This is a genomic window from Sorangiineae bacterium MSr11954 (genome assembly GCA_037157815.1).
In the GTDB taxonomy this organism is placed as follows: Bacteria; Myxococcota_A; Polyangia; order Polyangiales; family Polyangiaceae; genus Pendulispora; species Pendulispora albinea.
The window spans coordinates 4,194,298-4,220,702 of sequence record CP089984.1 but is presented as its reverse complement, the minus strand read 5'-3'; the positions used below and the strand labels follow the sequence as shown (position 1 = coordinate 4,220,702).

Below are 26,405 nucleotides of genomic sequence, written 5' to 3'. Positions count from 1 at the left end.
CGCCGCGTGCACCGCGACCGCCGCAACGTGCAACGGAGCGGGCGGACACGGATCAGCGATCGGTGGACGCATCGGACGGCGGCGGTTGCGACTTGGGGGCGGGGATGGCGCGGGTCTCGGAGCGCGGCATCAGGGCGCGCGGATCATCGGCGCCACCACCACAATTTCCGCATCCCGTGGCGGCGATGGTGAGAATGGCGCCGAGGAGTGCCTTGCGAAAAGGATGAGGAAGGTGCGTGGACTCAGGCATCCGTGGAGGCATCGAGGGAGGCGTCGCCCGCGTCGCCGGAGTCCGAGCTGCCGCTGTCGCTGGCGTCGGTGCTGCCATCGGTTCCGCCATCGTTGACGGGGCGGGGCGCCCCGCAGAAGGCCTTGAGGAAACCGACCAGATCGCTCAGATCGGACTCGGTCTTTTGGAGCGCGGCCTTGTCCTCGGCGCTGGTGCATGCGCTCTGGAAGGCGGCGTACTTGGCCTCGCACTGGCCGCCCTTGCCGAGCACCTTGTCGTTGCATGCTTTGGTGGTGCCGCAAAACTGACAGGCCACGATGTTGCACGCGAAGGCGTTGTGGTACGCGGTCACGCAAGCGGAGGAGGCCCCGAGGAGCGAGAGGTAGCCCGGCTGGTTGGGGAACGAGCCCAGGTACGCGCCCTCGTAGGTGGTGATGCTCTCGGGCGGGAACAAGCACTCCCGGCAGGAGGTGTTCTTGGCATAGAACGCATTGCACGCGGTCTCGGTAGCCTTCGGGCCGGTGCACGCGTCCCGAAACTCGGCGAGCTGCGGGTCCGTGCATTGGGAGGCGGCGCGGACGGGGGGAAGGTAGCCGGGGGCCTTGCTCGCGTCCGCGATGTTGCACGAGCCGACCTGCGTCTCGTCGTTGGAGCAGCCGGATCCGTATCCGGTGAATGTCGCGACCAAGAGCGAGCCCAGTACGAACCCGTAAGACGTCTTCTTCATGAATCTCCTCCAACTCCCATGCAAAGAACCCCGGAGTATACGGCAGACCGGGAAAAAAACGACTACCCCGCCGCGGTCTTCGCAGGGGGATCCGAGAACACGACGAACACGATGAAGGCCATCAAGCAGAGAAGCTCGACCTTCGAGACCCCCTCCGCCCGCGTGTGCATGACCGCCAGGCGCTCCCCGAGCTCGCCCACCCCGCGCACGGCGCCCGCGCGATGGAGCTCCTCGATCACGGGGGAGAGCCACACGCCCTCGACCACCGCCAGCGTGGCCGCCACGAGGGCCGAGACGATGCGCGCCGTGTCGACCTTGCGGATGGTGGCCGTTCCCATGAGGGCCACCAGCTCCCGAGCCACCACGATGGCCGCGCACACCATGGCCACCAGATCGAAGCGGCGGAACACCAGGGTCATGGCGTCGGCGCTGTAGGGCGCGGGGACATTGCGAAACACCAGGGGGGCGCTGATGGCCCCCAGCGCCACCAGCCCGCCGAGCCAGATCCCCCAGGCCAGAAGCGCGATCGCGCGGGCGATCCTGTGAATGAGCGACATGGGCGAGAGCTTACGTACGCGCGGACCGGCGCATCTACAAGTACATCTTGATGCCGTGGTGCGCGTCGTGCGTACCGATCTCGAGGGCGGCGCGGGTCGATTCGAGGAGCATGCGCGGTCGCTTTTGAATCCCCAGCTCGATGCGCGCGTGCGCGATCTTGGTGTTGAGGCAGTACGTCATGGGCGCGTCGGGGTTTGGGTAGTGCAGGCCCACGAAGTCGTCGTCGCTCGCCCAGAGCTCTCCCTCGATGCGTACGAGCTCCCCTGCCCCGCGAAAACTCCAGCGCCGCAGGCCGATCGAGCCGCGGTTCTTCACCATTTGCGCGAGACCGTTCAGCTCGTATCGAACACCGCGATGGCGCACGCAAAGAATGGTGCTCACCGGCGAGAGGACGGGGCCGAGCTTGACCCGGGCGCTGGTGCCCTCGAACATCACGTCCTCGCCGCCGTCCCAAGCGTTGCAGTGGCCCCACGCGTAGGTGTGCGCGTTGCGCTTTCCCCAGTTGTGGCCGACCAGGGCAGGCCATCCGTCGACCGTGACCTTCTCGCCGAAGGCGTCGATGCTCCCGGAGACGCGCGCGTCGGGGAGGAGCGAGACGAGCTTGGAGCTGGGAAACGGCCCTTCGTACAGGAAGGCGCGCGGAAAATGCAGCAGCGGCGGGCCGTTGGCGGTGAGCGCCAAATCCCATCCCACGGCGCGGTCGCCGGTCTCGATGCGGCCGCGCGCGCGGTGCGGATCGAGGGTGACGCCGTCGACGCGGATATCGAGGGCGTCGCGGCCGAAGTGCGCGCGGTCGAGGGGGACCTGCGACTTCACGGCCACGTGCCCGCGATCGCGATCGAAGAAGATGGCCCACGCTTCGGCCACGGCCTTCGAGGCGTCGTGCCGTCCGGCGTAAATGGTGTGCCGGACCCAGAGCGCGCGCGGGCTCTCGGGATCATTGGCCTTGAGGAAGTAGCTCTCGACGTGAGGGCGCGGCGCGTCGGGGTCGAAACGCACACCGGCATAGCTGGGGCTGGGGCTCGGGCTCATGCGGGCTCCGTTGGCGGGGAGGAGAGACGCGCGATCGCCTCGGACCGCAGCTCGGGGTCGACGGCGCCCTCGGGGAGCGCTTCGATGGCGGCGCGGAGCTCGAAGCGCAGGGCGCGGCCGGCGGCCACCACGGCGGCGCTGCACACATCGCGCTTGGGCGAGCCGAGATCGCGCGCGATCTCGGCCACCGCGCGGGGGTGATCGAGGCGGGCCAGCGCGATCTTCGCGTGAAAGGCGCAGGTGTCGCGCAGCCAACGGCCCGCGCCCCACGCGCGCCGCTCCAGGTGCGGGACCAGATCGCGGCGGCCGATCTCGCCGGCCATCTCGACGGCCTCGCGCTCGTCTTCTTTGTCGGCGCGAACCTGTCCGCGCACCACCTTGACGATCAGCTCGTGCCCGGAGGAGGCCCCCATCTTGGCGAGGACGATGGCCGCCACCAGCGCCACCTGCCGCGCCGGATCGCGAAGCAGCTTTTCGACCCGCGGGGCCAAGCTGTCCCAGGGCCTGGGCGAGTCCGCGGTGCGCTCTTCGACCAGGCGCAGGGCGATGTAGCGAACCGCCGCGTCGTCGTCGCCGGTGGCGCGCGTGATGGCCTCGAGCACGTCGGCGTCTTCGTTGGCCACGCGGCAAAAGGCGATGATCCCCTGGTAGCGCACCTCGGGGCGGGTATCCGAGAGGGCGCGGCGAAGGCGCGGCAGGGCGCGCACGTCCCCAATTTCGCCGAGCGCATTGAGCGCCATCTGCCGCACGTTCAAGTCCGTGTCCTCGACGGCCACGAGGAGGGCGCCGAGGGCTTCGTGCGCCGCGAGATCGCCCAGCGCCACGGCGGAGGCCGCGCGCACCTCGGGGGCGGGATCGGAGCCCAGCGCTTTTTCGAGGAGCGGGATGGCGCGCGCGCGGACCTCGGTGCTTCCTTGGGCGTGGCGCACCAGATCGCCGATCGAGGCGGCGCGCACCCCGGCGCGCTCGGACTCGAGATCGCGCACGGAGGCTTCCAGGTTGCGGGCGAGGGGCGGCGTCAGCATCGTCTACCCTTGCGTTCTACCTTTTTTGGGCGCGCGCGGCGACGAGCATCGACGCGCTCGTCACGAACACCGAGAGCGCGCCCACGGCCAGCACGTGGGGGGCGCGCAGCATGGACGCCACGCCCTGATCGAGCACATTGCCCAGCGAAACGCCGTCGTGGGGCCCGAAGCCAACGAAGGCGAGCGCCGCCTCGCTCACGATCAGGCTCGCGGCGGTGGACCCCAGCTGGACTTTGACGACGCCGAGCAGGTTCGGCAGCACATGGTACCAAAACACGCGCACGGGGCTCTGCCCGAGCGCGATCGACGCATCGATGAAGGCCGCCGCGCGCAGCACCCGCGACTGCGCGAGCGCAAGCCGAGCAAACGGCGCCCAAGCCGTGAGCGCAAAGACGATCCCCAAGTGCCAGCGGGTCGGCGCCCGAACCGCCGAAAGGACCACCAGGGCCAGTAAAAACGTGGGAAACGCCTGGAGCAAGTCGCACGTGCGCGCCACGCCCCGCTCGAAGCGCCCGCGCGCAAACGCCGCCGCCGCCCCCAGCGGTGTGCCCACGACGAAGCCGAAGAGGGCCACCGCGACCGCGAGCACCATGCCGCGCAGCTCCGCGTGCGCCGTCAGCGCCAGCAGATCGACGCCGCCCTCGCCCGAGCCGAAGGGGCGCTCGAGGCTGGGGCTCGTCCACGCCAGGACGGGATCGAGCCGGGTTGGCGAGCGCGAGCCGAAAAGCGCGACCGCAGCCGCCACCGCAAAGATGGCCCCGAGCGGGAGCAGGCTCCACCCCAGGCCGCTCCATCGTCCCGTTCCGAGCCATCGTCCCGTTCCGCCTTCGGGCGCGCGCGGGGGGGCTGCGCTCATGATCGCACCCGCGGATCGATGGCCGCGTGAACGGCGCCGGCGATGGCCTGCGTGAGCACGAACAGCGCCCCGGCGGCGACCACCGACGCTTCGAGCACGGGGAGATCCCGCGAGGCGTACGACTCGAGGATCAAGGTGCCGAGGCCGGGGCGCTCGAAGAGGCGCTCGAGCACCACGGCGCCCCCGAGCAGCGCCCCGAGCTGCGTGCCGATGGTGGTCACGATGGGCCCCGCGGTGGCCGGCAGACCGTGCAGGTACCACGTTCGCGCGAAGCTCCCGCCCTTGGCGCGCACCACCGTGAGAAACGGCGCGCCGCTCACCTCCAAGAGCGCCACCCGGCCGATGCGCGCCACGTGCGCGGAGAGCGGGATCGCCAAGAGCCCGCTGGCGAAGAGGAGCCCGAGAAAGCCCGCGTCCGGATCGCCCGGCAGCGGCAGCAGGCGCCACTTCACAGCGAGCACGTACGTGAGGAGCGGCGCAAATGCGAGGAGCGGCGTGGCGGCAACCGCGACGAACGCGCGCTCGACGAACCGCCGCGCCGTGCCGAGCCAGGGTCCCACGGCGAGCACGGCGCCCGTCACGCCCAACACCGAGCCCATGGCGACGGCCAGCGCGGCCAGCTCCCCCGTCGGCCCCAGCGCCTCCAGCACCCGGGCGCCCGCGCGCACCCCCGGCCTTCGCAGCGAGTCGCCAAAGTCGAGGCTCAGAAGGCCGCGCAAAAAATGTGCATACTGCACGTAAAGGGGCCGATCGAACCCCAACCGCGCCCGAAGCGCCGCGAGCTCCTCGGCGCTGGCCTGATCGCCGAGGATCAGCGCGGCCGGATCGCCCGGGAGCGTGCGCAGCGCAACGAAGACGAGGGAGGCAAGAACGAGGAGCACCAGGGCCGCCTCGGCGGTGCTCCACGCCATCGCCGCGAGGCTGCGGGCAAATGGAAACGCGCGCGTTGGGCGCCGATCAGGTTGACGGACCGAGGATTCCAAGGAGCTCCGAGCCGCGCAAGGCGCGACGACGAAAGCTACCGAAGGAACTCGACATGGCGCAACGCCGCCATACAAAGGAAATCCGCAGGACGCCGGCGGCCGTCAACCCGTGCGCTTCCCTCCCCCGTCACTCGGGGAGGCACGACGCCGCCATATAAAGGAAATCCGCCCCGCGCCGGCGGCCGTCAACCCGTGCGCTTCCCTCCCCCGTCACTCGGGGAGGCACGACGCCACCATGCGAAGGAAATCCGCCCCGCGCCGGCGGCCGTCAACCCGTGCGCTTCCCTCGCCCATCACTCGGAGAGGCATGACGCCGCCATACAAAGAAAATCCGCCCCGCGCCGGCGGCCGTCAACCCGTGCGCTTCCCTCCCCCGTCACTCGGGGTGGCACGACGCCGCCATACAAAGAAAATCCGCCCCGCGCCGGCGGCCGTCAACCCGTGCGCTTCCCTCGGTCACGCACCGCTCGCGCGGCTCTTGGAGCTCACGGGGCCCGCTTGGCTGGTGGGTCCGGGGTTGCTCGATTTGGCGGGGGTGGAGGGAGCGCCCGCCTCGCCGGCGTCGCCCGCATCGCTGGCCCCTGCGTCGGGGGGATTGGGCGGCGCAACGGAGCCGTCGATTTCAGAGGGGTTGGTCTTGGAGCCCGGCAGGCACACCAGCGGCTGGCTGCCACCATCCGGGAGCGGAGGGGCGCTCGCGTCTTGGGTCAGGCGCGGGACGGGGACGCACACGCGCACGTTTTGGTTGTCGTCCAAGACGATCGCCGAGAGCGGTTGCTCCTTGGGGTCGGAGCATCGGTAATCGGAGCGGCAATCGGAGTCCGATTCGCACTTTTTGGCGCAGAAATTCTTGGCGGACCGCTGGCCGCGGTCGTTGTAGAAGCACCCGGCCACATTCGGGTGGAACATCACGCAGGCAGCCTCTTCGGGACACCTGTTTGGCTGGCAGTTGAAGACGGTGCAGTAACCGCCCGGCTGCGACAGATCGCAAAGGCGGTCGCCCGACGAGGAGCAATTCGTCGAGACCTGGCAGGAATCACCGATGGACGGGGTGCATCCCGTTGCAGTGAGGGCAAAAAAAGCCAGAAGCGGCGAAGAAAGCGCGGAGAGTAAAAAGAAGGGGCGATTCGACCTACGGCCTTCGTGGGTCCCCTCGGAACGCTGGCGTCGAAAAAGCATGAGCCGGGCCGAAACTAGTCGGCTCGCCCCAAAGCAGCAACCGGATTGCAACCGACGCCTTCGGCCTTTTTTCGTCGACTCGTTCGCCATGGATGCCGGGGCGACGCACCCCGCTAGAGTTGTTTGACACAACGGAAATCGACCCGTACGTTGCGCAGCGCAAAGGACCATCTACGGTAAGCCGGGAGCGCTGGACATCATGTCGACGTACATCACTGAAGACTGCATCAATTGCGGCGCATGCGAACCGGAGTGCCCCAACGAGGCGATCAGCGAGGGAGACGAGATCTACGTGATCGACCCGGAGCTGTGCACCGAGTGCGTGGGCTTCCACGACCACGAGGCGTGCCAGGCCGTGTGCCCCGTGGAGTGCTGCCTGCCCGATCCGAACCACGCAGAGGACGAGAACCTCCTGCTGCAGCGCGCCCTCCGCCTTCACCCGGACGATGACGAGTTGAAGAAGAAGGCCGCCGCAAACGAGTTCCCCTCGCGCTTTCGCAAGTGAGGTCGAGCCCTACGGCGGTGCGTCGCTCGCGGCGCCTGCCTCGTAACGCCGTGGGGGTCGGCGGACGTCGTTCGGTAACCATCGCGCTCGTCGCGCTCTCGTCCGCTGCGCTGGCCGGCTGCGGGGCGGGTGCGCCTTTGCTGCACCCCGCGCGCGCCCTTCCGCTCGGCGAGATTCGCGCGGCGGGCGGGTTGAGCGGACAAATCGCCGTGGGCTCCGCGGCCGAAGATCTGCGCGACGCGCGCGAGCAATCGGCCTCCCGCGCCCAGCCGCAGGGCGATCCGGGAACGAACCCTTCGTACGCCAAGGGCGCGCTGGTGGCCGCGGCGATGGGCCCCGGCCTGGCGCCCTATTTTTCGGGGCGCGTGGGGATCGGCGGCGGCGGCGAAGGCGGCATCACATACACGGGCCGGAGCGCGCGCCTCGATCTTCGAAAGGCGTTCGACGATGGCGCGTGGAGCTACTCGGTGGGCGCCGGGGTCACCGTGCCCTTTTACGGCCGGCACCAAGGCGGCACGTTGAGCAACGTCAACCTCGACAACCTGCGCGGCTACGGCGCCGACATTCCGCTGCTCGTCGGCTGGGAGAGCTCGGGCGGGATCTACAAGATCTGGGCGGGCCCGCGCGCCGGCTGGGAGCACGTCTCCATCGAGAACCTGACCAGCGAGCGGAAAGATGGCCCGCCCAACACGTCGGGCAAGGCCCTCTCCGCGGATCGCTTTTACGCGGGCGCCGTGCTGGGGCTCGCGGTGGGCTTTCGCCACGTGCACGTCGCGTTGGAGCTATCGGGCGCGTACAACCATATCAACGGCCAGTACAACGACAACAACGTGACCGTGACCGGCGTGGCCCTGACGCCCTCCAGCGCGCTGTGGTGGACGTTCTAGCGCCGACTTCGCGGCGACCCCGAGGGCCGCGGCCCTCCCGACGCCGGCATGCGCCCGCGCTCACCGCAGGTCGAGGCGCAGCACACGCTCGACGATTTGCGCGACCTTCGCCGCGACCTCGACATGGTGCTGCCGCCACTGCGCGCGGCCTTCGCTGCCCACCACATTGGTGACGCCGAGCACCACGGTGCAGGAAACGCCGGCGGCCGCGCAGGCTTCGGCGACGGCATAGGCTTCCATGTTCTCGACGTCGGCCCCGCCCCGCTCGGCCAACGCGTGCGCCAGCGAATCCGAGGTGGTGATCCCCAGGGTGCTGCCCACCACCGCGGGGATGCACCCCTGCTCCACGAAGCGCGTGCTCGCTGTGCGATCGACCTCCGCGCGCGCACCCATGGGTTCGGGCACCGCGGCATGGCCCAGCACCGAGGCGGAATCCACGAGCACGACCCGCTCCGCCACGATGACCGAGCCGATGCCCGGCCGCGATCGCGCGGGATCCGCAGCAGGCCGCGCAGGATAAACCCCGCAACTTCCGACCAAGAGAACCGATAGACTCTGCGGAGAAAGCCGAGAAGGCGCGGACGGCGGAGAAGACGGAGAAGGATACGAAGGATGCGGATGGTCCGAACGGAACGCGGGGTGCGAGGCCAAGAGCGCGCCGGTAGCGTGCGCGGCGGTCACCAGGCCGATCCCCACCGCGCGTGCACTTTGGCGGTACGGTTCGGAGAACGGTGCGAGCTCCGGCGCAAATGCGGCAAGGATGAGCATGTGATCTTAGGTTGCCTGAGCGTGCATAGCCGTCTACCCTTAATCGCCGTGTCGGCTCGCGCTCGTACGTTCTTGCTCGCCGCCCCCTTCGTCGGGGCCGTAACGATGGGGTGTTCCGCCAATTTGGCGGCCTCCTCCGAGCAGGCCGACGCCGAAGCGAGCACGGTCACCGCCGTCGTCACCGTCGAGCGAACCGCGCTTTCCACCTCGGCGGGCGGCCGCCCCGAAGCCCCCGGCTCGGAGGCCGCGCGCAGCGACATCATCGCCCGCTTCGTGCGCGCGCGCCCGGGTGACGAGGATGCCCTCCGCATCGTGGGGGCGGCCATCGATCTTCCGGCGGTAGGCACCTGCGCGCGCCTCTCGGCGGCCGGCAGCCCTTCGGCCAAAATGGCGCGCCGCAGCGTGGAGCTGCTCAATGTGGGTGCGCTCTCCGTCGAGCTCTCACCGCCGTCCCCAGGCTCGCCAGGCTCCTCAGGTTTTGCCGGCGATCGCGATCGGGCCGATCTCGGGCGCGATTCGCAGACGAAGCTCCTGCCGCGCCACTTGCCGGACGTCGTGGACGTGGTGAGCGGCGTCGTCTACACGGCGCGCGCCGAGGGCGACGCGTTTCCCCCGCGCGGCCGCTATGTGTTTCGCGCGGCGGGCGCGCCCGAGCAAGACATCGCTCCGTTCACGGTGGAGGCCACGGCCAAAGGGGAACCGCTCGACGTTCGCGTGGCCGATCAGCCCATCGCCCACCGCGAGCATCGCGATCCGGGGCCCGTCGTGTTCGCGCCGAACGATCCCGTCGACGTGACCTGGACGCCCTCCCCCGATGCATCGGCCGAAGACGACCTGCTCTACATCGACGTGTCGGCCCGCCCTGCGGGTGCGGCCACCGTGCGCTGTACGTTCGGCGACAGCGGGCGCGCGACCCTGACCCCCAGCGTCTTCGTGAATGCGGGCGCCGGCGACGAAGGGACCTTGGCCATTCACAAGGTGCACCGCGAATCGTTCCGCGCAAAGGGCATCGACTCCGGCGTTCTTCGCTTCGATTTTGCCCGCGTTACCTCCTTCCGGCGCCAGACCTCGGATCTCGCCACGCAGCCACGCCGCTAGGGGACTACGAGGACGCTTGGGACGTTGGGCGAGCCTTGCGGTACTGAGTTGTGTGCTGCTGTCCACGGTCGCGGTGGCAGCGCCGCTGAGCTCGAAGGTGGGCGCGCCGGCCGCGTCCAGCAAGGTAAAGCCCAAGGCGCGGGTGAACGCGACCCAGCAGCTGGCCCGCGTCCGCCGCTGGCACGCGCCCACGCCCAATAAGCTCGCGCCGGTGGACGAGGAAGGCCGGCCCATGCTCGCCATTTACTCGCTCAACACCAACGAGCGCATCGAGATGGCCGCCGCCGGCGAGCGCGGAGGTTTCTCCGCCCGCGACTTGGACCGCGCGGCCCATGTTCTGCGCGAGCCCGCCAGCGGGTGCGAGCACCCGATGGATCCGCGCCTGCTCGATCTCGCCTACCGCATTCAAAGCTTCTTCCGCGCGCAGGAGATCCGCGTGGTCTCCGCCTACCGAGCGCCGCGACGGCATCGCCGCTCGAACCACGGCCTGGGGCGCGCCATCGACATGATCGTGCCGGGCGCCACCGACGAGGAGGTCGCCAAGTTCGCGCGCGAGCTCGGCTTCGTGGGCATCGGCGTGTATCCGTCGAGCGGGTTCGTGCACGTCGATGTGCGGCAGCGCAGCTACTTCTGGGTCGACCGAAGCGGCCCCGGGAGACGAAACCGCGAGCGCGGCATCCTGGGCGATCTGGCCGCGCGCAGCGACAGCCAAGCCGTCACCCGCGGCGAGCGCCCTACCCCGCCCTTCAACCCGCTCGGCGACGTCGACGCCTGGCTGCGCGCCCGCGCCCCGCACGCCCCGTCCCAAATGCCGCCCGACGAGGACGACGAAGACGACACCCCGGACACGGTGGACAACACGGGTTACTAAATCAGGGTGCACCCCGCACGGAGATCCTGCCATGGATGACGACGTCGCCAAGCTGGTCGCGCAAGAGCGCATCGCCGAGGCCGCGGCGCTCGCGTGCGATCGGGGGGATGTGCGGGCCGCCTGCGATCTGTACGAGCGCGCCTGCGACTGGGAACGCGCGGCGCGCTGCGCCCTCGTCGCGTGCGATCCGGCCCGCGCCATGCGCCTCGCGGTCCTCGCGCGCGACGACGAGCTGACGGAGCGCGTGCTCGCGGCCCTGGGCAGCGACCCGCCGGGGGCCGAGCGCGCCGCCACTTGGATCGAGGCGCGCGGCGAGCCCGCGTGGGCCGCGCGCATCTTCGAGGCCATCGGCAAGAAGGCCGAGGCCTCCCGCGCGTGGGAGCGCGCCGGCAACTCCGTGCGCGCCGCCGAGCTTCTCGAAGCACTTCACGATGTGGTGGGCGCGGCCCGGCTGCTCGAGGCGGCGACCCGGCGGGAGCCCTCGCGCTGGCCGAACTTCCTCGCCCTCGGCCACTTGCTCCTTCGTTACGGCAAGACGCAGGCGGCCGCCCGCGCGCTTCAAGCCATCCCCGCCGACGCGAGCGAGCGCGACGACGCGCTGCCCTTGCTCGTGCAAGCCCTGGAGCAGCTGGGCCTCGACCAAGCCGCCGCCGTCGCGCGCCGCGATCTCGCGTGCAAGGTCGCCCACCCCGCCGCGCCGGCCATCGCACCGCCCCGCGGCGAATCGGCGCGCGCGCTCATCTATGGCGGCCGCTACGAGGTGGTGCGCGAGATCGCCTCCACCGCCGGCTCCCGGGTGCTCGAGTGCATCGACACCGTGCGCGGCGAGCCGGTGGCCATCAAGGTTTACACCGGCTACGGCGTGCGCGGCGCCGGGCGCGACGTGCTCGCGCGCTTCGAGCGCGAGCTGCACGTGCTCGCGTCCATCGACCACCCCAATGTCGTGCCCATGCTCGACTATTTCTCCGACGGCCCCGCGCTGGTGCTGGCGTTCATGCCCGGCGGGACCCTGGAGCAGATGCTCGAGCGCGGCCCCATCGCGCCCGCCCGCGCGGCGGAGATCGCGGGCGCGGTGCTGGGCGCGCTCGCGGAGGCGCACCGCGTGGGCGTGCTCCATCGCGACATCAAGCCCTCCAACGTCTTGTTCGACGCGGCCGGCACCGCGCGCTTGGCCGACTTCGGCGCCGCGCACCTGGGCGATCTTTCGGCCACCGCCACCGCCGGCGTCATTGGAACCTTTTCGTATATGAGCCCCGAGCAGCGCAACGGGGAGCCGGCCACGGTGGCCAGCGATCTCTATGGCGTCGGCGCCCTCTTGTTCGAAATGCTGACGGGCGAACGGCTGCGCGCGGGCACCTCCCCGCGGCTCGATCCCTTGCCCAGCTGCGCGCACCGCGAGCTCGACCCCCGCCACGATGCCCTGGTCGCGTCCCTCACGGCCCCAAGCCCGGCCGAGCGCCCCACGGACGCCGGGGCAGCCCGCCGCGCGCTCACCGCGCTGCCATGGCCCGCGTGGCCCGACACGCGCGCCGCGCACCCCAAAAACGCCAAGGACGCCCCCACGGCCGGCGCATCCCCCGGCTGCCCGCCCTCACCGGATTGCCGCGTGCAGGCCGGCGCCTCCGGCGCCCCCGATCGCGACACATGGCTCGACCGCCCCATTCAGCGCATCCCGCTCGAACCGCCCACGCTCGAACGCGCCGCGGCGTTTGCCCGCGCCGTGCATCCGATGCTGCAGACCGTCCTTCGCGTCGACCGCAAAGCGCACGAGATCTGGCTCGATCGACCCGACAGCCGCCCGCTCGACCGTCCCCTCTCCGCGAAGGAGCGCGCGGAGCTCCGCGGCGCGCTTCAGGCGCTGCATGGGGCCGGGATGATCCACGGGAGCATCGATCCGGCGCATATCCACATTGGTAAAACAGGAAACGTGATCGTGCGCTTCTCGGCCCATTGCGCGCGATTGGCGACGATCGACGACGACCATCGCGCGCTCTCCAGGCTTTGAACACGAACGCGGCAGGCTGCGGCCGGAGCTAGGAGCTCGCCGTACGGCTCACAGCGCCCACTTGAACATGACCTGCGCCAGGTTCTCGTTGACGCCCTTCTGCAGATAACGATTGAGCGCAATCTGGTATTCGATGCCGGCGAACAGGTGCCGGTCCGTGAGGCGTACGAGCTTGCCCACGTCGAGCAGGAACTGCGGCTGCGACGTGACGAAGGGCGCGCCTTTTTGCTGCACCGTGGCACACTTCTCGACGCTGTCGTTGCAGAAATTGATCACGCCGCTGCCCTCGCCGAACATGCCCCACTGAATGAACCCGGCGAAGACGAAGTCGGTGATTTTCCCGAGCGGAATGGTCATTTGCCAGGCGCCGCCGAGCTGCAGGTCCACGCCTTTGAGCGACCAGTCGTCGCGGATGACCGTGGTGACGGCCACGAAGTCGAACCCGGGGATTTTGATGTCCCACTGCAGGCCGTAATAATTGAGCATACCGAACTTCGAGACGTGCTCCATTTCGTAGCGGAGCGAGACGTCGCCGAGCGCGCCCCAATTCCACTTCGAGCCGGAGATGGCCTCGCCGATTCGCTTCATCGAGAGCGTGAACGCTTGCCCGCCGAAGAAGCCGCCCTTCTCGTTGGGGAGCACCTTCGAATCGGGCGGCGTAAACGGCCCGGTGATGTCGTAATAGAGAAAGAACGTCCCGTAGGTCCAAGGCTGGAATGTCTTGACCGTATAAACGGTGCGCTCCTTCGCTCCATTGAAGTCGTTGTTGTAGTTCCAGCCGTGAAGGATCTCCAGCGAGGTGTCGGCTGCTGCCACCGATGTCCACGCCGTGCAGAGCACGAATGCGAAGATCGCAAAGACGAAGAATCTACCCTTCATCGTTTTCAACATCCTGTCGTTGGTGGGCCGCGCGAACCGACCCGGGAACCGAGTGAAGACTTGCGAGCGCGCTTGCGGGTCGCGCTGCAAATAAAGGTTGAGCCTGAAAGAGCCGACCCTACCATTCAGTTAGCCCGACGGGGTCAGCTATTGTGAGCGGTGTCAACAATTGTCGGTTTTCTCGGCCATTTGCAGGCATGAGCTTTTCACTCCGGCTAAAATGTTCACCAGTTACGGGAACTTCACCGCGCCGACGACAACCATGCGGCTCCGTGTAAAATCCAGGCTCGTGAGCCTGCCCGAGTCGCGCGCGAGGGTTCTGCCCCGTCCCGTTTCCGCCATCGTCGCCGCAGGGATTGTGGCGACCGTGCTGTTCGCGTCACCGCTGGCGCGCGCGGACGATATTTCCAAGCAAGCGCGCGCCGATTACGACCTCGGCGCCGCCGCCTACGAGCGAAAGGACTACGCTACCGCTGCCAAGCACTTCGCGCGCGCCGATGAGCGCATTCCCAATTCGCGCGCGCTGCAGCTTGCCATGGCCTCGTCGCTCGCCGGCTCCGATCCGCTGCTCGCCATGGCCTTGGTCGAGCGCGCCGAGGCCCGCGCCGTGGATGGGACGTTGGCCGAGCTCGCCCAGCGCCTTCGCAAACGCTTCGCGAGCTCCGCCGGAAAAATTCGGCTGGTGTGCCCGTCCGAGGTGCACTGCCGCGCCACCATCGACAATCGCGAGGGCGAGCTGGAGCACGGTCGCGGTGCATGGGTGACCCCTGGGAAACATACCGCGCACATTCGTGCGACGGACGCGACCAGCAGCGAGCGCGCGCCCGTTCTTCGCGAGGTCACGGTGACGGGCGGCGCGACCTTCGATGTGACGGCATCGGCTGCCGAGTTGGCGCCGCCGGCTACCAAGAACGAGGCCGCGGAGGCGCCGAAAACGGCCCCGACGGTCGTCCAGCCTCCCGCTGAAATCCTACCGGAATACCACTCGAAGGGTATTGCACCGGTGTACTTTTGGACTGCGCTCGGAGCCACTGCGGTCGCGGCAGGCACGGCCACGGTATTCACGATCATGACCAAGTCGCGTCATGACGACTTCGTATCGAACCCTTCCCAACAGACGGCAGACGATGGGCAGTCCGCGCAGACACGTGCGCGCATCGTGTGGGGAATCACCGGTGCGTTGGCGGCGACGACCATCGTAGTGGCGGCCCTCACCGATTTTGGTCATTCTCAAAAGAGCACCGCGGCGAAGCAGACGTCCTCTCCTCTTTCCGTCGCCGTCGGTCCTGGCTCGGTGCTGCTCGTCGGACGTTTTCGATGAATGATCGCTCCTCCCCGCCTTCTCCGTTCGCGACCGCGACCGGCTCAACCCCTGCAGCGACTGCAAGCGGTGGAGTCCACGTGGGCGGCGGCGACTACGGGCGGGTGGGGCGCTACGAAACGCTCGCCCGGTTGGGGACCGGCGGGATGGCCACCGTGTTCGTGGGCCGCGCGCTGGGCGACACGGGGCTCTCGCAGCTGGTCGCGCTCAAACGAGCCCACGAGCACGTGCGCTCGGATCCCGAGCTCATCGAAGGATTGAAGCGCGAGGCAAGGCTGGCCGCGCGCATTCATCACCCCAATGTCGTTGGCGTCATCGACATTCACGACGACGGGGGAGATGTCGTTTTGGTGCTCGATTACGTCGAGGGCTGCACGCTCTCCGATCTGATGCGCCGGCTCGACACCGCCCGCTTCCCGCGCGAGATGCTGCGCATCTTGCTCGACGCCGCCTCCGGGCTCGACGCCGCGCACCGCACCTTCGACGAGTCGGGCCGGCCGCTCTACCTGGTTCATCGCGACGTCTCGCCGAGCAATGTGCTCATCGGGCGCGACGGGGTCGCGCGCATCGCCGACTTCGGCGTGGCGAAGACCTTGGAGCGCAGCGTGGAGCAGACGGCCACCGGGGTGCTCAAAGGCAAGCTCGCGTACATGGCCCCCGAATACGTCGAGCGGCACTATGTCGATGCGCGGAGCGATCTGTTTTCGCTGGGGGTGGTGACCTGGGAGATGGTCACCGGGGAGCGCTTGTTCAAGGGCCCGACCGAGCTGGAGACCCTCAAGCGGGTGGCCGCGCAGAACATCCCCTACCCCTCGGCGTACTTTCCGCACCTCGAGGTGCTCGACTCGACGATCTTGCGCGCGCTGGCGCGCCATCCCGATCATCGCTATTCGAGCGTGGGCGAGTTCGCGTACGAGCTGGAGGCGCACGCGCGCGAGGGAAACCTGGTGGGCTCGCACATCGAGGTCGCGGCGCTCGTCGAAGGCGTTTTTGGTGCGGAGCTCAACGAACGGCGCCAGCGGTTCAGCGCGCGGGGCGCGGACGCCACGGCGCCCGTGTCGCAGGTGCATCCGAGCCTCGACGTCCCATCGTTTACGCAATCGGCGCCCGCGCAGAGCATGACGCAAAGCGCGGTGCTGGCGTCGCGCACCAAGCTGAGTGCCACCATTCCCCTTTCGCTTCTCATCATCATTGCCGCCGTCTCCACCGGCGCCCTTCTGGCCCATCGGTCGGCCGTGCACTCGTCGCCTGCGCCGCCGCCGCCCCCTCCGCGTACGAATTTGTCGGCGCCCGCACCGGACAAAATGGCGCCCGCGCCCCTCGTCACATCGGCAGCGCCCGGCGCGCCGCTCGCACCGCTTGCACCTGTGGGCGCGCACGCGGCGGAGACGTGGGAGCCGGCGGTGGGCGCGGGCATCGTCGCGCCGGCCGCCTCTCCGCCGGAGCCTTCGCGCATGGAGCCTTCGCGCACAGAGCCTTCACGCACAGAGCACGCGCGCACCGAGCCTGCGCGAACGGATCCCGCGCACGTGGAGCACGCACGTGGAGCGGGGACGCCGGCTGCGTCGAGCACGCCAGCCGCACCGGCGGCGAGCGCAAAGCCATCGCGCGCGAGCACCGGGGCCCGCCCGCGAACGACCCCACCACCGCCTTCGCCTGCTACGGCGGAGTCACCTGCGCGCATCATCCCCGATAAGCCGCCGCCGAATCCCTACGGGCCCTAATACGGGTTTCCCACGATGTTGCGCATTCGTGCAGCCTGTCGGATCGGAATGGGTTGACGGCATGCGCACGCTCGCGTGAAGTCGCCGCATGAATCGCCAAATCGGCATCATCGCCATACTTGGATGTGCGGCGAGCATGTGCAACGGGGCCGACGACCTTATCGACCCCTCGGTCTCATCCGATACGCACCCCTTTGCGGGTGCGCCCCGTGAGGCGCGCGACCCCGGCGCATTCCCTGCATTTCCCGCATTTGCGGAGGATCCCACCGCGCTGGTGAACACATCGATTGGCAACAACGGCGACGGAACGACATTTCCCGGCGCGGCGATGCCCTTCGGCATGGTGCAACTCAGCCCCGACACGGGCCTCAATCGGTATGCCTCGTACGACTACAAGGACACGAAGATCCTCGGCTTCAGCCAAACGCATTTATCGGGCGTCGGCTGTCAAACGATGGGGAACTTCCGGTTCATGCCCACCACCGGCCAGGTGAGCTCCTCGGATCCGGCCGCGTACGGCGCGAGCTTCGTGCACACCAAGGAGAGCGCCTCGCCCGGCGCCTACGACGTGCACCTCGACAGCACGAACATCGATGTGGCGCTCGGTGCCACCGAACGCACCGGGTGGCATCGCTACACGTTCCCCGCCGATGCGGCCGCGCAGAACGTGCTCGTCGAGGTCGGCGAGAGCAACGGCTATGTGTTCGACGGCCAGGTCGAGGTGGTGGGCGACGACACCGTCGAGGGCTGGCTGCTCGGCGGCAACTTCTGCTGGGAGACCGTGAAAGAGCGCTACCGCATCTTCTTCAGCGCCAAATTCGATCGCGCGGCCAGCTCGTTCGGCACCTGGGTCGGTGGAACAATGCGCCCGAACGAGCGGCAAGCCAAGCGCGCCTCGGGACGCGCGGGCGCATGGCTCACCTTCGACCCCGCAGGCGGTCGAAACGTGGGGGTGACCGTGGGCCTCTCCTATACCTCGGTGGAGGGCGCCCGGCGCAATCGCACCAAGGAGAGCGCCGGCCAAAGCTTGGAGTCGGTCCGAGCGCGCGCGCACGATGTCTGGCGCGATGAGCTCCAGCGCATGCGGGTCGCCGGCGGAACGTATGCCGATCAGCGCACCTATTACAGCGCGCTCTATCGTTCGCTTTTGCACCCGAGCATCGGCTCGGACGTCGACGGAAAATACCGCGATTTCCGCGATACCGTGCGCCGCGGATCGCACCCCTATTATCAAATGTTCTCCCTCTGGGATACGTACCGCTCCCAGAACCAGCTGGTCGCGCTGCTGCACCCGGAGCGCGCCGCCGATATGGCGCGCTCGGTGCTCCGCATCGCCGAAGATGGCGGGTGGGTGCCGCGCTGGGCGCTCGGCAACGGCGAGACCAATGTGATGAGCGGCGATCCGGTCACGCCTTGGGTGGTCACGCTCTACCGGCGCGGCATCCTCGACCGCGACACGGCCAAGAAGCTCTTCGCGGCCCTCTGGCGAAATGCCACCGAGGTTCCGAGCGACACCTCGATTTTCCGCGGGCGCGATGGCAACGCGAGCTATGGAGCCCATGGCTACATCGGCTACGAAAACGCGCCGGGCTACACCTACGGCGATCGGAGGCAGGCCGGCTCGGCGACCTTGGAGTACGCCCTCGCCGACTGTTCGCTGGCGCTGATGGCGCGCGGGCTCGGAGAAGACGACAAGGCGAAGGTGCTCGAAGCGCGCTGCCGCAACTTCGAGCAGCAGTGGGATCCGGCCGCGGAGTCCAAGGGCTTCGCCGGCTTTCCGCGCACGCGCCGGCCCGATGGATCGTATGTCGACCCCGCGCCGTACAATCCCACCAAGGCCACCGGCTTCCACGAGGGTACGGCCTGGCAGTACCAATGGCTCGCGCAGCAGGACACACCGGCCCTCTTCGAGCGCATCGGCGGCGCCGAGCTCGCGCAAAAGCGGCTGGATACGTTCTTCGATCTGCCGACCCTTCTCGTGGATCCGGCCAAGGCGGCGAAGGACTCGTGGGTGCGCGGCGCGTACGAGTACCACAACAACTTCGCCTTCAACCCCAACAACGAGCCCGATCTGCACGCCCCCTGGATGTACGCGTGGACGGCGGCGCCTTGGAAGACCTCGGCGGTGCTCCGGGCTGCACGCACCTTGTTCGTCGACGGTCCATACGGCATGCCGGGCAACGACGATCTCGGGACCATCTCGTCGTGGCTGGTGTTCGGCATGGCCGGCTTCTTCGAGGTCGCCCCGGGCTCCGGGGCGTATGTGCTGAGCGCGCCCATGTTCGAGGTGGTGGAGCTCCGCCCCGAGGGGGGTTGCACCGTGCGCATCGAGGCCAAGAACGCGAGCGCCTCGAGCCTTCAATACGTCTCGAACGTGCGGATCGGCGGGCGCCCCTGGAGCAAGAGCTGGATCGCACACGAGGATCTGCTCCACGCCCGCACCGTGCGCTTCGCGCTCACCAACGATCCAAACGCGACCACGTGGGGCACGGGCGCAGCCAATGTACCGCCGCGCTTGGTCGATGTTCGCGCGGGTCGTTGAGCGCCGCGGTTCGAGATACGGAGGGGGTGCGGTCCCCCTCCGCCTCTCCTTCCCCCGAGGGGAAAGGTGCATCGCGTGTTTGGGCGGCGGCGCGAGAGCTTGACACCATGCGCCAGACAGTTCAGGGTAATTGGGTAATGCGCAGCGGCCCCACCTCTTCTTCAATGATGATTATTATTGGAGGCAAGGTGCGGGCGTAGACTCCCAGAGTCCACGAATCATACGGCCCCGCACCTCCCAGAGGCTGCGGGGCTTCTTCGTTCCCGGGCCAAAAAAGGAGGTTCGTGGTCTTCCGGAGACCATGACATGACCCGACCGAACGACTCCCGCGCCCTGATGGAATCGATCCTCACCGCCCCCGTCTACGACGTGGCGATCGAGAGCGCGCTCGATCCGGCGCCCAACCTCTCGCGGCGCCTTGGGCACCAGGTCCTCCTCAAGCGCGAAGATTTGCAGCCGGTGTTCTCCTTCAAGCTGCGCGGGGCTTATACGAAGATGGCCCGGCTCGATCGGGCGGAGCTCGATCGCGGGGTGGTCGCGGCCTCGGCCGGAAATCATGCGCAAGGGGTGGCGCTGGCCGCGCAGAGGCTCGGATGCCGGGCCAGCATCGTCATGCCGGCCACCACGCCGGAGATCAAGGTGCGGGCGGTGGCCGATCGCGGCGCCAAGGTGGAGCTCTTCGGCGATTCGTACGGCGAAGCGTACGAGCGGGCGCTCGCCCTCGCGCGCGAGCACGGCGCGACCTTCGTGCACGCCTACGACGATCCCGATGTGATCGCCGGCCAGGGCACCATCGGCATGGAGCTGCTTCGCCAGCGGCCGCGCGATCTGCACGCGGTGTTCGTGCCGGTCGGCGGCGGAGGGCTCATCGCCGGCATCGCCGCGTACATCAAGTGGCTCAAGCCCGAGGTGAAGGTCATCGGCGTGGAGCCGGTCGACGCCGATGCCATGTACCGCTCGCTCCAAGCAGGCACGCGGGTCACCCTCGAGGAGGTGGGGCTCTTTGCCGATGGCGTCGCCGTCAAACGCGTCGGCGAGGCCACCTTCGACCTGTGCCGAAAATACGTGGACGAAGTGCTCCGGGTCGATGGCGACGCCATCTGCGCGGCCATTCAAGACGTCTTCGAGGACACGCGATCCATCCTGGAGCCGGCCGGCGCGCTGGCCGTGGCCGGCTTGAAGCAGTGGGCCGAGCGCGAGGGCAACTACGGGCGCACCTTGGTGGCCATCGCCTCGGGCGCCAATATGAACTTCGACCGCCTGCGCCACGTGGCCGAGCGGGCCGCCCTGGGCGAAAAGCGGGAGGCGCTGCTGGCGGTGACCATCCCCGAGCGGCCGGGCAGCTTTCGCGAGTTCTGCGCGCTCATCGGGCGGCGCTCGGTCACCGAGTTCAATTACCGCTATGCGGATCCCAAGAAGGCGCACGTCTTCGTGGGGCTGGAGGTGCAGAGCGCGAGCGAGGTCGATCTGCTGCTCGCGACGTTGGAGGACGCGGGCCTCCCCGCCCTCGATTTGAGCGGCAACGAGCTCGCCAAATTGCACCTTCGGCATTTGGTGGGAGGGCACGCGCCGGCCAACCACGAGAAGCTCTTTCGCTTCGAATTCCCGGAGCGCCCCGGCGCGCTCTTGAATTTTCTCGAGCGGCTGCGCGGCGATTGGAACATCAGCCTATTCCACTATCGCAACCACGGCGCCGACTACGGACGCGCTCTGGTCGGATTTCAGGTGCCTCCGGAGAGCGAATCGCAATTGCACCATTTGCTCGACGACATCGGCTACCGCCGCTGGCACGAGACCTACAACCCCGTTTACCGGCTCTTTTTGGGGCCGTCCTCGTCGGGCACGTAAAGCCGCATGAGGTATCGTCGAGGGATCGCGGCCGTTCCCACGGGTTGACGATCGACGGTGATTCGTAGGAAACAAACGAAGTACGAATCCAACGTAGGCTGAAGCCTAATCCCAATGGAGGGTAGACATGAAGGGTCGCACACTGTTGTCGGCAGCCATTCTGGCGATGGCCTGTACCGCATGGGCCTCCGAGGACGCACCGGGCGCCGTGCCGCTCGCCGCCGATGCACCGCGCGGATGCGGCGGCGCGCAGCAGACGCCATGCAGCAACCCCAATGAGTTCTGCGAGATCCCCGCAGGCACCTGCTCCGCGCGCAGCACGCCCGGTATTTGCCGGGCCAAGCCAGACGCCTGCACCAAACAAAGCGCTCCCGTTTGCGGCTGCGACGGGAAGACCTACGGAAATGACTGCGAGCGCGCGAGAGCGGGTGTCACCCTCGCGCGCATCGGCAAGTGCGGGTAATCGACGAGCCGATCAGGCCCGGATCGCGGCGCGCACCCGTTCGCCAAAGGCGCGCGTGGAGAGCGCGTCGCCCGCGCCGGGGATGTCGGCGGTGCGGGCGCCCGAGGACAGAACCTCGTCCACGGCGCGCTCGACCGCCTCCGCCTCGCGCGTGAGGCCGAGCGAGTGACGGAGCAGCATGGCCGCGCTCAGGATGGTGCCCGTGGGATTGGCGATGTCCTTGCCCGCGATGTCGGGCGCCGAGCCGTGGATGGGCTCGTAGACGCCGCGGGTCCCCTCGCCCAACGATGCGCTGGGGAGCAAGCCAAGCGAGCCTGCGAGCACGGCGGCTTCGTCCGTGAGGATGTCGCCGAACATGTTCTCGGTCACCACCACGTCGAACGAGCGCGCCGCCGTAATGAGGCGCATGGCGCACGAGTCGACCAGCTGATGCTCGAGCGCAACGTGTTTGAACTCCGCGCCCACCTCGGTGGCCACCTCGCGCCAGAGACGCGAGGACTCGAGCACATTGGCCTTGTCGACCGAGGTCACGCGCTTCTTGCGCGGCTCCGCCAAGCGGAAGGCCAGGTGAACGACGCGGCGGACCTCTTCGTCCGTGTACTCGAGGGTGTCGACCGCGCGCACCTTGCCGCTCTCCAGCTTCTCGCGCAGCCGCGGCTGGCCGAAGTAGAGGCCTCCGGTGAGCTCGCGCACGAACAGAATGTCGACCCCCTCCACCTTGTCCGTCTTCAGGGGCGAGGCCGCGGCGAGCTTCGGATGAACGCGCACCGGGCGCAGGTTGGCGAAGAGGCCCAGGCCGCGGCGCAGGCCGAGCAAGCCTTGCTCGGGGCGCACCTTGCGCTTGGGATCGTCCCACTTGGGGCCGCCCACCGCCCCGAGGAGCACCGCGTCGGCCTTGGAGCACGCGTCGAGCGTCGCCTGGGGGAGCGGATCGTCGTGCTCGTCGATGGCGATGCCGCCGATGGCGTGCTCGCTGAACGCGAACGAATGACCAAACAGCTCCGCCACGCGCTCGAGCGCACCGCGGGCCTCGCGCACCACCTCGGGCCCGACGCCATCGCCGGGCAAAAGAACGATCGTTTTCGTCGTCACGCGGGAGCTCCTCGTTGAAAGTCGGGCGCCGCGGGCGGCGCGCCGAGCTCAGGAAACGGGCGCCGCGAGCGAGCGCCCTCGGTCTTCAGAATGTCTTCTCCGCTTCATAAGCGGTAATCCGATCGGAAAGCGAGAGGATATACCCCAATTCGTCGAGGCCATTCTCGAGGCAGTGCTTGGAGAACGGGTCGATGGGGAACGCGAACGCACTGCCGTCCGGAAGCTCGACCCGCTGGTTCGGCAGATCGATGCGGAGCTGGGCCTTGGGATCGGCGGCCGTGAGCGCGACCACCTGCGCGTGCGAGGCCTCGTCGAGCGCCACCGGGAGCAGCCCGTTCTTGAGCGCGTTCTGCCGGAAGATGTCGGCGAACGAGCGCGCGATGACCGCGCGGATCCCCCAGTCGCAGAGCGCCCACGGCGCGTGCTCGCGCGAGGAGCCGCAGCCGAAGTTGATGCCGGCCAGGAGGATCTCCGACCCTTTGGCGTCGGGGTGGTTCAACGGAAAGTCGGGCCGCGTGCGCCAGTCGGCGAACAGCTTTTCGCCGAGGCCCTTTTTGTCCGTCACCTTGAGGAAGCGGGCGGGGATGATCTGGTCCGTGTCGATGTCGTCGACCAAGAGCCGCACCGCCCGCGCGGAGAGCGTGACGAAGCCGCTCACGATGCACCTCCCCCGAGCAACGTGCGCACATCGGTGATGCACCCGGTGACCGCCGCCGCCGCCGCCGTGAGCGGCGACGCCAAGAACGTGCGCGAGCCGGGCCCCTGGCGCCCTTCGAAGTTGCGGTTGCTGGTGCTCACCGCGTACTCGCCCCGCGCCAGCTGATCGCCGTTCATGGCGATGCACATCGAGCACCCCGCCTCGCGCCACTCGGCGCCGGCCTCGGTGAAGATGCGGTCGAGCCCTTCGGCCTCCGCCTCGCGCTTGATGGCCTTCGAGCCCGGCACGATGAGCGCGCGCACGCCCTCCGCCACGTGCCGCCCGCGCATGACCTGTGCCGCGGCGCGCAGATCGCCGAGGCGCGAGTTGGTGCACGAGCCCACGAACACCGTGTTGATCTTCTTTCCGAGCAGCGGCGCACCCGGCGCGATATCCATGTAGCGAAGCGCCTTCTCCAGCGCCGCGCGCTGCGTGGCGTCGGCCGCCTCGTCGGGCGATGGCACCTTGCCGGTGATGGGGATGCCCATGCCTGGGTTGGTGCCGTACGTGATCATCGGCTCGAGCGACGAGGCGTCGATGGTCACCTGGCGATCGAACACCGCGCCCTCGTCCGTGTGCAGCTCGCGCCAGCGCGCGACCGCCGCATCCCATGCGGCGCCGGATGGCGCGTGCTCACGGCCCTTCAAGTACGCAAAGGTGACCTCGTCGGGCGCGATCATGCCCGCGCGGGCGCCCGCCTCGATCGACATGTTGCAGACGGTCATCCGCCCCTCCATGTCGAGCGCGCGAATCGCGTCGCCCGTGTACTCGATCACATGGCCCGTCGCGCCGCCCACACCGATCTTGGCGATGAGCGCCAGGATGATGTCCTTGGCCGACGTGCCCGGCCCCGGATTTCCGGTGACGCGCACCTCCAGGGTCTTGGGCTTGCGCTGAAGGAGACACTGCGTGGCCAGCACATGCTCCACCTCGCTGGTGCCGATGCCAAAGGCCAGCGCGCCAAAGGCGCCGTGGGTGGAGGTGTGGCTATCGCCGCAGACGATGGTGCGCCCGGGCTGCGTCACCCCCAGCTCGGGTCCGATGACGTGCACGATGCCCTGCTTGGACGAATCCAGGCCGTGCAGCGCGATCCCGAACTCCGCGCAGTTGACCTCGAGGGTGCGCAGCTGCGCCTCGGCTTGCTCGTCCACCACCGCGAGGGCGCGCGGAAGGGTTGGCGTGGAATGATCCATGGTCGCCACCGTGCGATCGGGGCGGCGGACCTTGAGGCCCCGCGCCCGCAGACCCGAAAAGGCCTGCGGGGAGGTGACCTCGTGAATCAAGTGCAAATCGATGTAGATGAGCGCAGGGCGGCCTTCGGCCTCGGCCACCACATGCCCATTCCAGATCTTCTCGAAGAGCGTTTGCGGCATGGATTTTCGTTTCTGTCAGGTGCTTCGCAGGACCAGGAAGAGTCAGGATGCTCGGGAGGGTTCGGCGCCATTCACCAGCTGCAGGTCGATGACCTCCATGGGCACCACCCCATCGCGACGCGAGACGGGCGCATCCCACACGCCGCCGGTGGCGGCCATCAACCGGTTCTGCGCACGAAGATATGCCTTAACGCTGGCCACGATGATGTCGGTATCGGCGCCATTGCCGTGAAAAACGCGCGCTTGAGGTCCGTCGTGCTGAGCCCGCACGCCTTCGTGCCCGTGCAGCTCGCGGATGCGCACCGCCACCTCACCGAGCGCGTCGATGCCCTCGGTGACCGAGCGCACCGTGAACTCCAGCAAGGTGGCGCGGGTTTGCACGATGGCGTCGACGGCTTTGTAGGCGGCGTCGACGGGGCCGGTCCCCACGGCCGCGTGCACCCTCACCTTCCCGTCCGGGCAACGCAGGCGCACGGTGGCGGTCGGCATCCCCATGGTGCCGCACCCCACGAGGAGCCCCTCCAAGGTGAACGCCTCCACGTCGGGCGCCGCCTCGTCGTGGACGAGCGCCTCGAGATCGGCGTCGTGCACTTGCTTGCGCCGATCGGCCAGCGCCTTGAAGCGGGCGAACACGCGGTCGAGCGCGGGCCCGTCGAACGAGTACCCCATGGACACGAGGCGCGCCGAGAGCGCCGCGCGCCCCGAGTGCTTGCCCAGGACCAAATTCGTTTGCGTCACGCCCACCGTCTCGGGGCGCATGATCTCGTATGTCGCCTCGTGCTTGAGCATGCCGTCCTGGTGGATGCCCGACTCGTGCGCAAAGGCGTTGGCGCCGACCACGGCCTTGTTCGGCTGCACGACGATGCCGGTGGCGGTGCTCACCATGCGGCTCACGCGCGCCAGCTGCGTGGTGTCGATGCCGGTGGTCAGACCGAACTTCGGCGCCCGCGTATGAAGCGCCATCACCACTTCTTCCAGCGAGGTATTGCCTGCACGCTCGCCGATGCCGTTGATGGTCACCTCCGCCTGCCGCGCGCCCGCGCGGATACCCGCCAGGGTATTGGCCGTCGCCAGGCCCAAGTCGTTGTGGCAGTGGACGGAGACGATCACGTCGTCGATGCCGGGCACATTGGCGAAGATGCCGGCGATGAGGGAGCCGAACTCGTCCGGCGTGGTGTACCCGACCGTGTCGGGGATATTCAAGGTGGTGGCGCCCGCGCGAATGGCCGTATCGAGCACTTGGTACAAGAACTCCGGCTCGCTGCGGCCTGCGTCCTCGGGGCTGAACTCGATGGCGGGGCAGAGCGTCTTGGCGTACGCGACCATCTCCGCGATGCGGGCCAGCACCTGCTCCCGCGACATGCGGAGCTTGTGCTTCATGTGCAGATCGGACGTGGAGAGGAACGTGTGCAAGCACGGGTGCTTGGCAGGGCGGATCCCCTCCCACGCGGCGTCGATGTCGCCCTTGGTGGCGCGGGCGAGGCCGACGATGGTGGGCGGCTCGGACGATGGCCGCCCCTCGATCGGTTCACGCCCCACGTGCTCGGCGATCGCGCGTACGGCCGCAAGGTCGTCGGGCGATGCAGCGGGAAACCCGGCCTCGATCACATCGACGCCGAGACGGGAAAGTGCCTTCGCGATCTCGAGCTTTTCGCTCGATGTCATGGTCGCGCCCGGCGACTGTTCCCCATCCCGCAGCGTCGTATCGAAAATGCGTACGTAGTTTCCCATCGCCCTGTCCTT

At 68.6% G+C, this 26,405-nt stretch carries 24 protein-coding genes; 10 read left to right on the top strand and 14 right to left on the bottom strand.

What is annotated here, in order from left to right:
• Positions 1-52 precede the first annotated feature (52 nt).
• From LZC94_16620 to LZC94_16585, 8 genes are all read right to left on the bottom strand, one after another.
• The gene (locus LZC94_16620) at positions 53-250 is read right to left on the bottom strand and encodes a hypothetical protein (protein ID WXB18849.1); all 198 of its coding nucleotides are present in this window, start codon (positions 248-250) and stop codon (positions 53-55) included.
• A complete protein-coding gene (locus LZC94_16615) occupies positions 243-956 on the bottom strand; it encodes a hypothetical protein (GenBank protein WXB18848.1) in 714 nt (237 codons plus the stop codon). Before LZC94_16615 ends, LZC94_16620 begins: the two co-directional genes overlap by 8 nt.
• A 62-nt stretch (positions 957-1,018) precedes the next feature.
• Entirely contained in the window at positions 1,019-1,513 is a 495-nt protein-coding gene (locus tag LZC94_16610; protein WXB18847.1) for a DUF4149 domain-containing protein, read from the bottom strand.
• 34 nt (positions 1,514-1,547) lie between these two features.
• Positions 1,548-2,546, bottom strand: coding sequence for a carotenoid 1,2-hydratase (locus LZC94_16605; protein WXB18846.1), 999 nt, complete (start codon positions 2,544-2,546; stop codon positions 1,548-1,550).
• Entirely contained in the window at positions 2,543-3,571 is a 1,029-nt protein-coding gene (locus tag LZC94_16600; GenBank protein ID WXB18845.1) for a HEAT repeat domain-containing protein, read from the bottom strand. The genes LZC94_16605 and LZC94_16600 overlap by 4 nt, the downstream gene beginning before the upstream one ends.
• Before the next feature lie 16 nt (positions 3,572-3,587).
• A complete protein-coding gene (locus tag LZC94_16595) occupies positions 3,588-4,427 on the bottom strand; it encodes an ABC transporter permease subunit (protein WXB18844.1) in 840 nt (279 codons plus the stop codon).
• Complete coding sequence (locus LZC94_16590) at positions 4,424-5,338, bottom strand: ABC transporter permease (GenBank protein ID WXB18843.1); 915 nt, start codon at positions 5,336-5,338, stop codon at positions 4,424-4,426. The genes LZC94_16595 and LZC94_16590 overlap by 4 nt, the downstream gene beginning before the upstream one ends.
• A gap of 528 nt (positions 5,339-5,866) precedes the next feature.
• A complete protein-coding gene (locus LZC94_16585) occupies positions 5,867-6,319 on the bottom strand; it encodes a hypothetical protein (GenBank protein ID WXB18842.1) in 453 nt (150 codons plus the stop codon).
• Positions 6,320-6,788: 469 nt separating this feature from the next.
• Between LZC94_16585 and LZC94_16580 the strand changes: the two genes are divergently transcribed.
• Positions 6,789-7,094 carry a YfhL family 4Fe-4S dicluster ferredoxin gene (locus tag LZC94_16580; GenBank protein WXB18841.1) on the top strand — a complete coding sequence of 102 codons (306 nt, stop codon included), beginning with the start codon at positions 6,789-6,791 and terminating at the stop codon, positions 7,092-7,094.
• Positions 7,095-7,144: 50 nt separating this feature from the next.
• Positions 7,145-7,981, top strand: coding sequence for a hypothetical protein (locus LZC94_16575; GenBank protein ID WXB18840.1), 837 nt, complete (start codon positions 7,145-7,147; stop codon positions 7,979-7,981).
• A 60-nt stretch (positions 7,982-8,041) separates the two neighbouring features.
• On the opposite strand, the gene LZC94_16570 is transcribed toward LZC94_16575, so the two are convergent.
• Complete coding sequence (locus tag LZC94_16570) at positions 8,042-8,749, bottom strand: hypothetical protein (protein WXB18839.1); 708 nt, start codon at positions 8,747-8,749, stop codon at positions 8,042-8,044.
• A gap of 48 nt (positions 8,750-8,797) precedes the next feature.
• Here LZC94_16570 and LZC94_16565 point away from each other — a divergent pair, with 48 nt between their 5' ends.
• The 3 genes from LZC94_16565 to LZC94_16555 all read left to right on the top strand — a co-directional run bounded on the left by LZC94_16565 (position 8,798) and on the right by LZC94_16555 (position 12,723).
• On the top strand, positions 8,798-9,847 hold the full coding sequence (locus LZC94_16565; protein WXB18838.1) for a hypothetical protein: 1,050 nt from the start codon (positions 8,798-8,800) through the stop codon (positions 9,845-9,847).
• A gap of 73 nt (positions 9,848-9,920) precedes the next feature.
• Positions 9,921-10,718, top strand: coding sequence for a DUF882 domain-containing protein (locus LZC94_16560; GenBank protein WXB18837.1), 798 nt, complete (start codon positions 9,921-9,923; stop codon positions 10,716-10,718).
• A gap of 31 nt (positions 10,719-10,749) precedes the next feature.
• Positions 10,750-12,723, top strand: a complete 1,974-nt coding sequence (locus LZC94_16555) for a protein kinase (protein WXB18836.1) — start codon at positions 10,750-10,752, stop codon at positions 12,721-12,723.
• Positions 12,724-12,771: 48 nt separating this feature from the next.
• Here the strand turns inward: LZC94_16555 and LZC94_16550 are convergent, their stop codons facing one another.
• Entirely contained in the window at positions 12,772-13,602 is an 831-nt protein-coding gene (locus LZC94_16550) for a hypothetical protein (protein ID WXB18835.1), read from the bottom strand.
• Positions 13,603-13,891: 289 nt separating this feature from the next.
• Here LZC94_16550 and LZC94_16545 point away from each other — a divergent pair, with 289 nt between their 5' ends.
• From LZC94_16545 to LZC94_16525, 5 genes are all read left to right on the top strand, one after another.
• On the top strand, positions 13,892-14,923 hold the full coding sequence (locus tag LZC94_16545) for an outer membrane protein assembly factor BamD (GenBank protein ID WXB18834.1): 1,032 nt from the start codon (positions 13,892-13,894) through the stop codon (positions 14,921-14,923).
• A complete protein-coding gene (locus LZC94_16540) occupies positions 14,920-16,647 on the top strand; it encodes a protein kinase (GenBank protein WXB18833.1) in 1,728 nt (575 codons plus the stop codon). The genes LZC94_16545 and LZC94_16540 overlap by 4 nt, the downstream gene beginning before the upstream one ends.
• A gap of 88 nt (positions 16,648-16,735) precedes the next feature.
• Positions 16,736-19,189: a GH92 family glycosyl hydrolase gene (locus tag LZC94_16535; GenBank protein WXB18832.1), complete on the top strand. Its 2,454-nt coding sequence runs from the start codon at positions 16,736-16,738 to the stop codon at positions 19,187-19,189.
• Positions 19,190-19,495: 306 nt separating this feature from the next.
• Positions 19,496-21,037 carry a threonine ammonia-lyase, biosynthetic gene (ilvA, locus tag LZC94_16530; protein WXB18831.1) on the top strand — a complete coding sequence of 514 codons (1,542 nt, stop codon included), beginning with the start codon at positions 19,496-19,498 and terminating at the stop codon, positions 21,035-21,037.
• Between the two features lie 127 nt (positions 21,038-21,164).
• On the top strand, positions 21,165-21,500 hold the full coding sequence (locus LZC94_16525; protein ID WXB18830.1) for a Kazal-type serine protease inhibitor family protein: 336 nt from the start codon (positions 21,165-21,167) through the stop codon (positions 21,498-21,500).
• 12 nt (positions 21,501-21,512) lie between these two features.
• Here LZC94_16525 and leuB read toward each other — a convergent pair whose 3' ends face one another.
• The 4 genes from leuB to LZC94_16505 form a co-directional block, all read right to left on the bottom strand.
• Positions 21,513-22,592: a 3-isopropylmalate dehydrogenase gene (gene leuB / locus LZC94_16520; GenBank protein ID WXB18829.1), complete on the bottom strand. Its 1,080-nt coding sequence runs from the start codon at positions 22,590-22,592 to the stop codon at positions 21,513-21,515.
• Between the two features lie 85 nt (positions 22,593-22,677).
• Complete coding sequence (gene leuD, locus LZC94_16515; GenBank protein WXB18828.1) at positions 22,678-23,250, bottom strand: 3-isopropylmalate dehydratase small subunit; 573 nt, start codon at positions 23,248-23,250, stop codon at positions 22,678-22,680.
• Positions 23,247-24,662 (bottom strand): 3-isopropylmalate dehydratase large subunit, encoded by a 1,416-nt coding sequence (gene leuC / locus LZC94_16510; protein WXB18827.1) that lies wholly within the window; start codon positions 24,660-24,662, stop codon positions 23,247-23,249. The genes leuD and leuC overlap by 4 nt, the downstream gene beginning before the upstream one ends.
• 42 nt (positions 24,663-24,704) lie before the next feature.
• Positions 24,705-26,393: a 2-isopropylmalate synthase gene (locus LZC94_16505; GenBank protein ID WXB18826.1), complete on the bottom strand. Its 1,689-nt coding sequence runs from the start codon at positions 26,391-26,393 to the stop codon at positions 24,705-24,707.
• Positions 26,394-26,405: the final 12 nt, after the last annotated feature.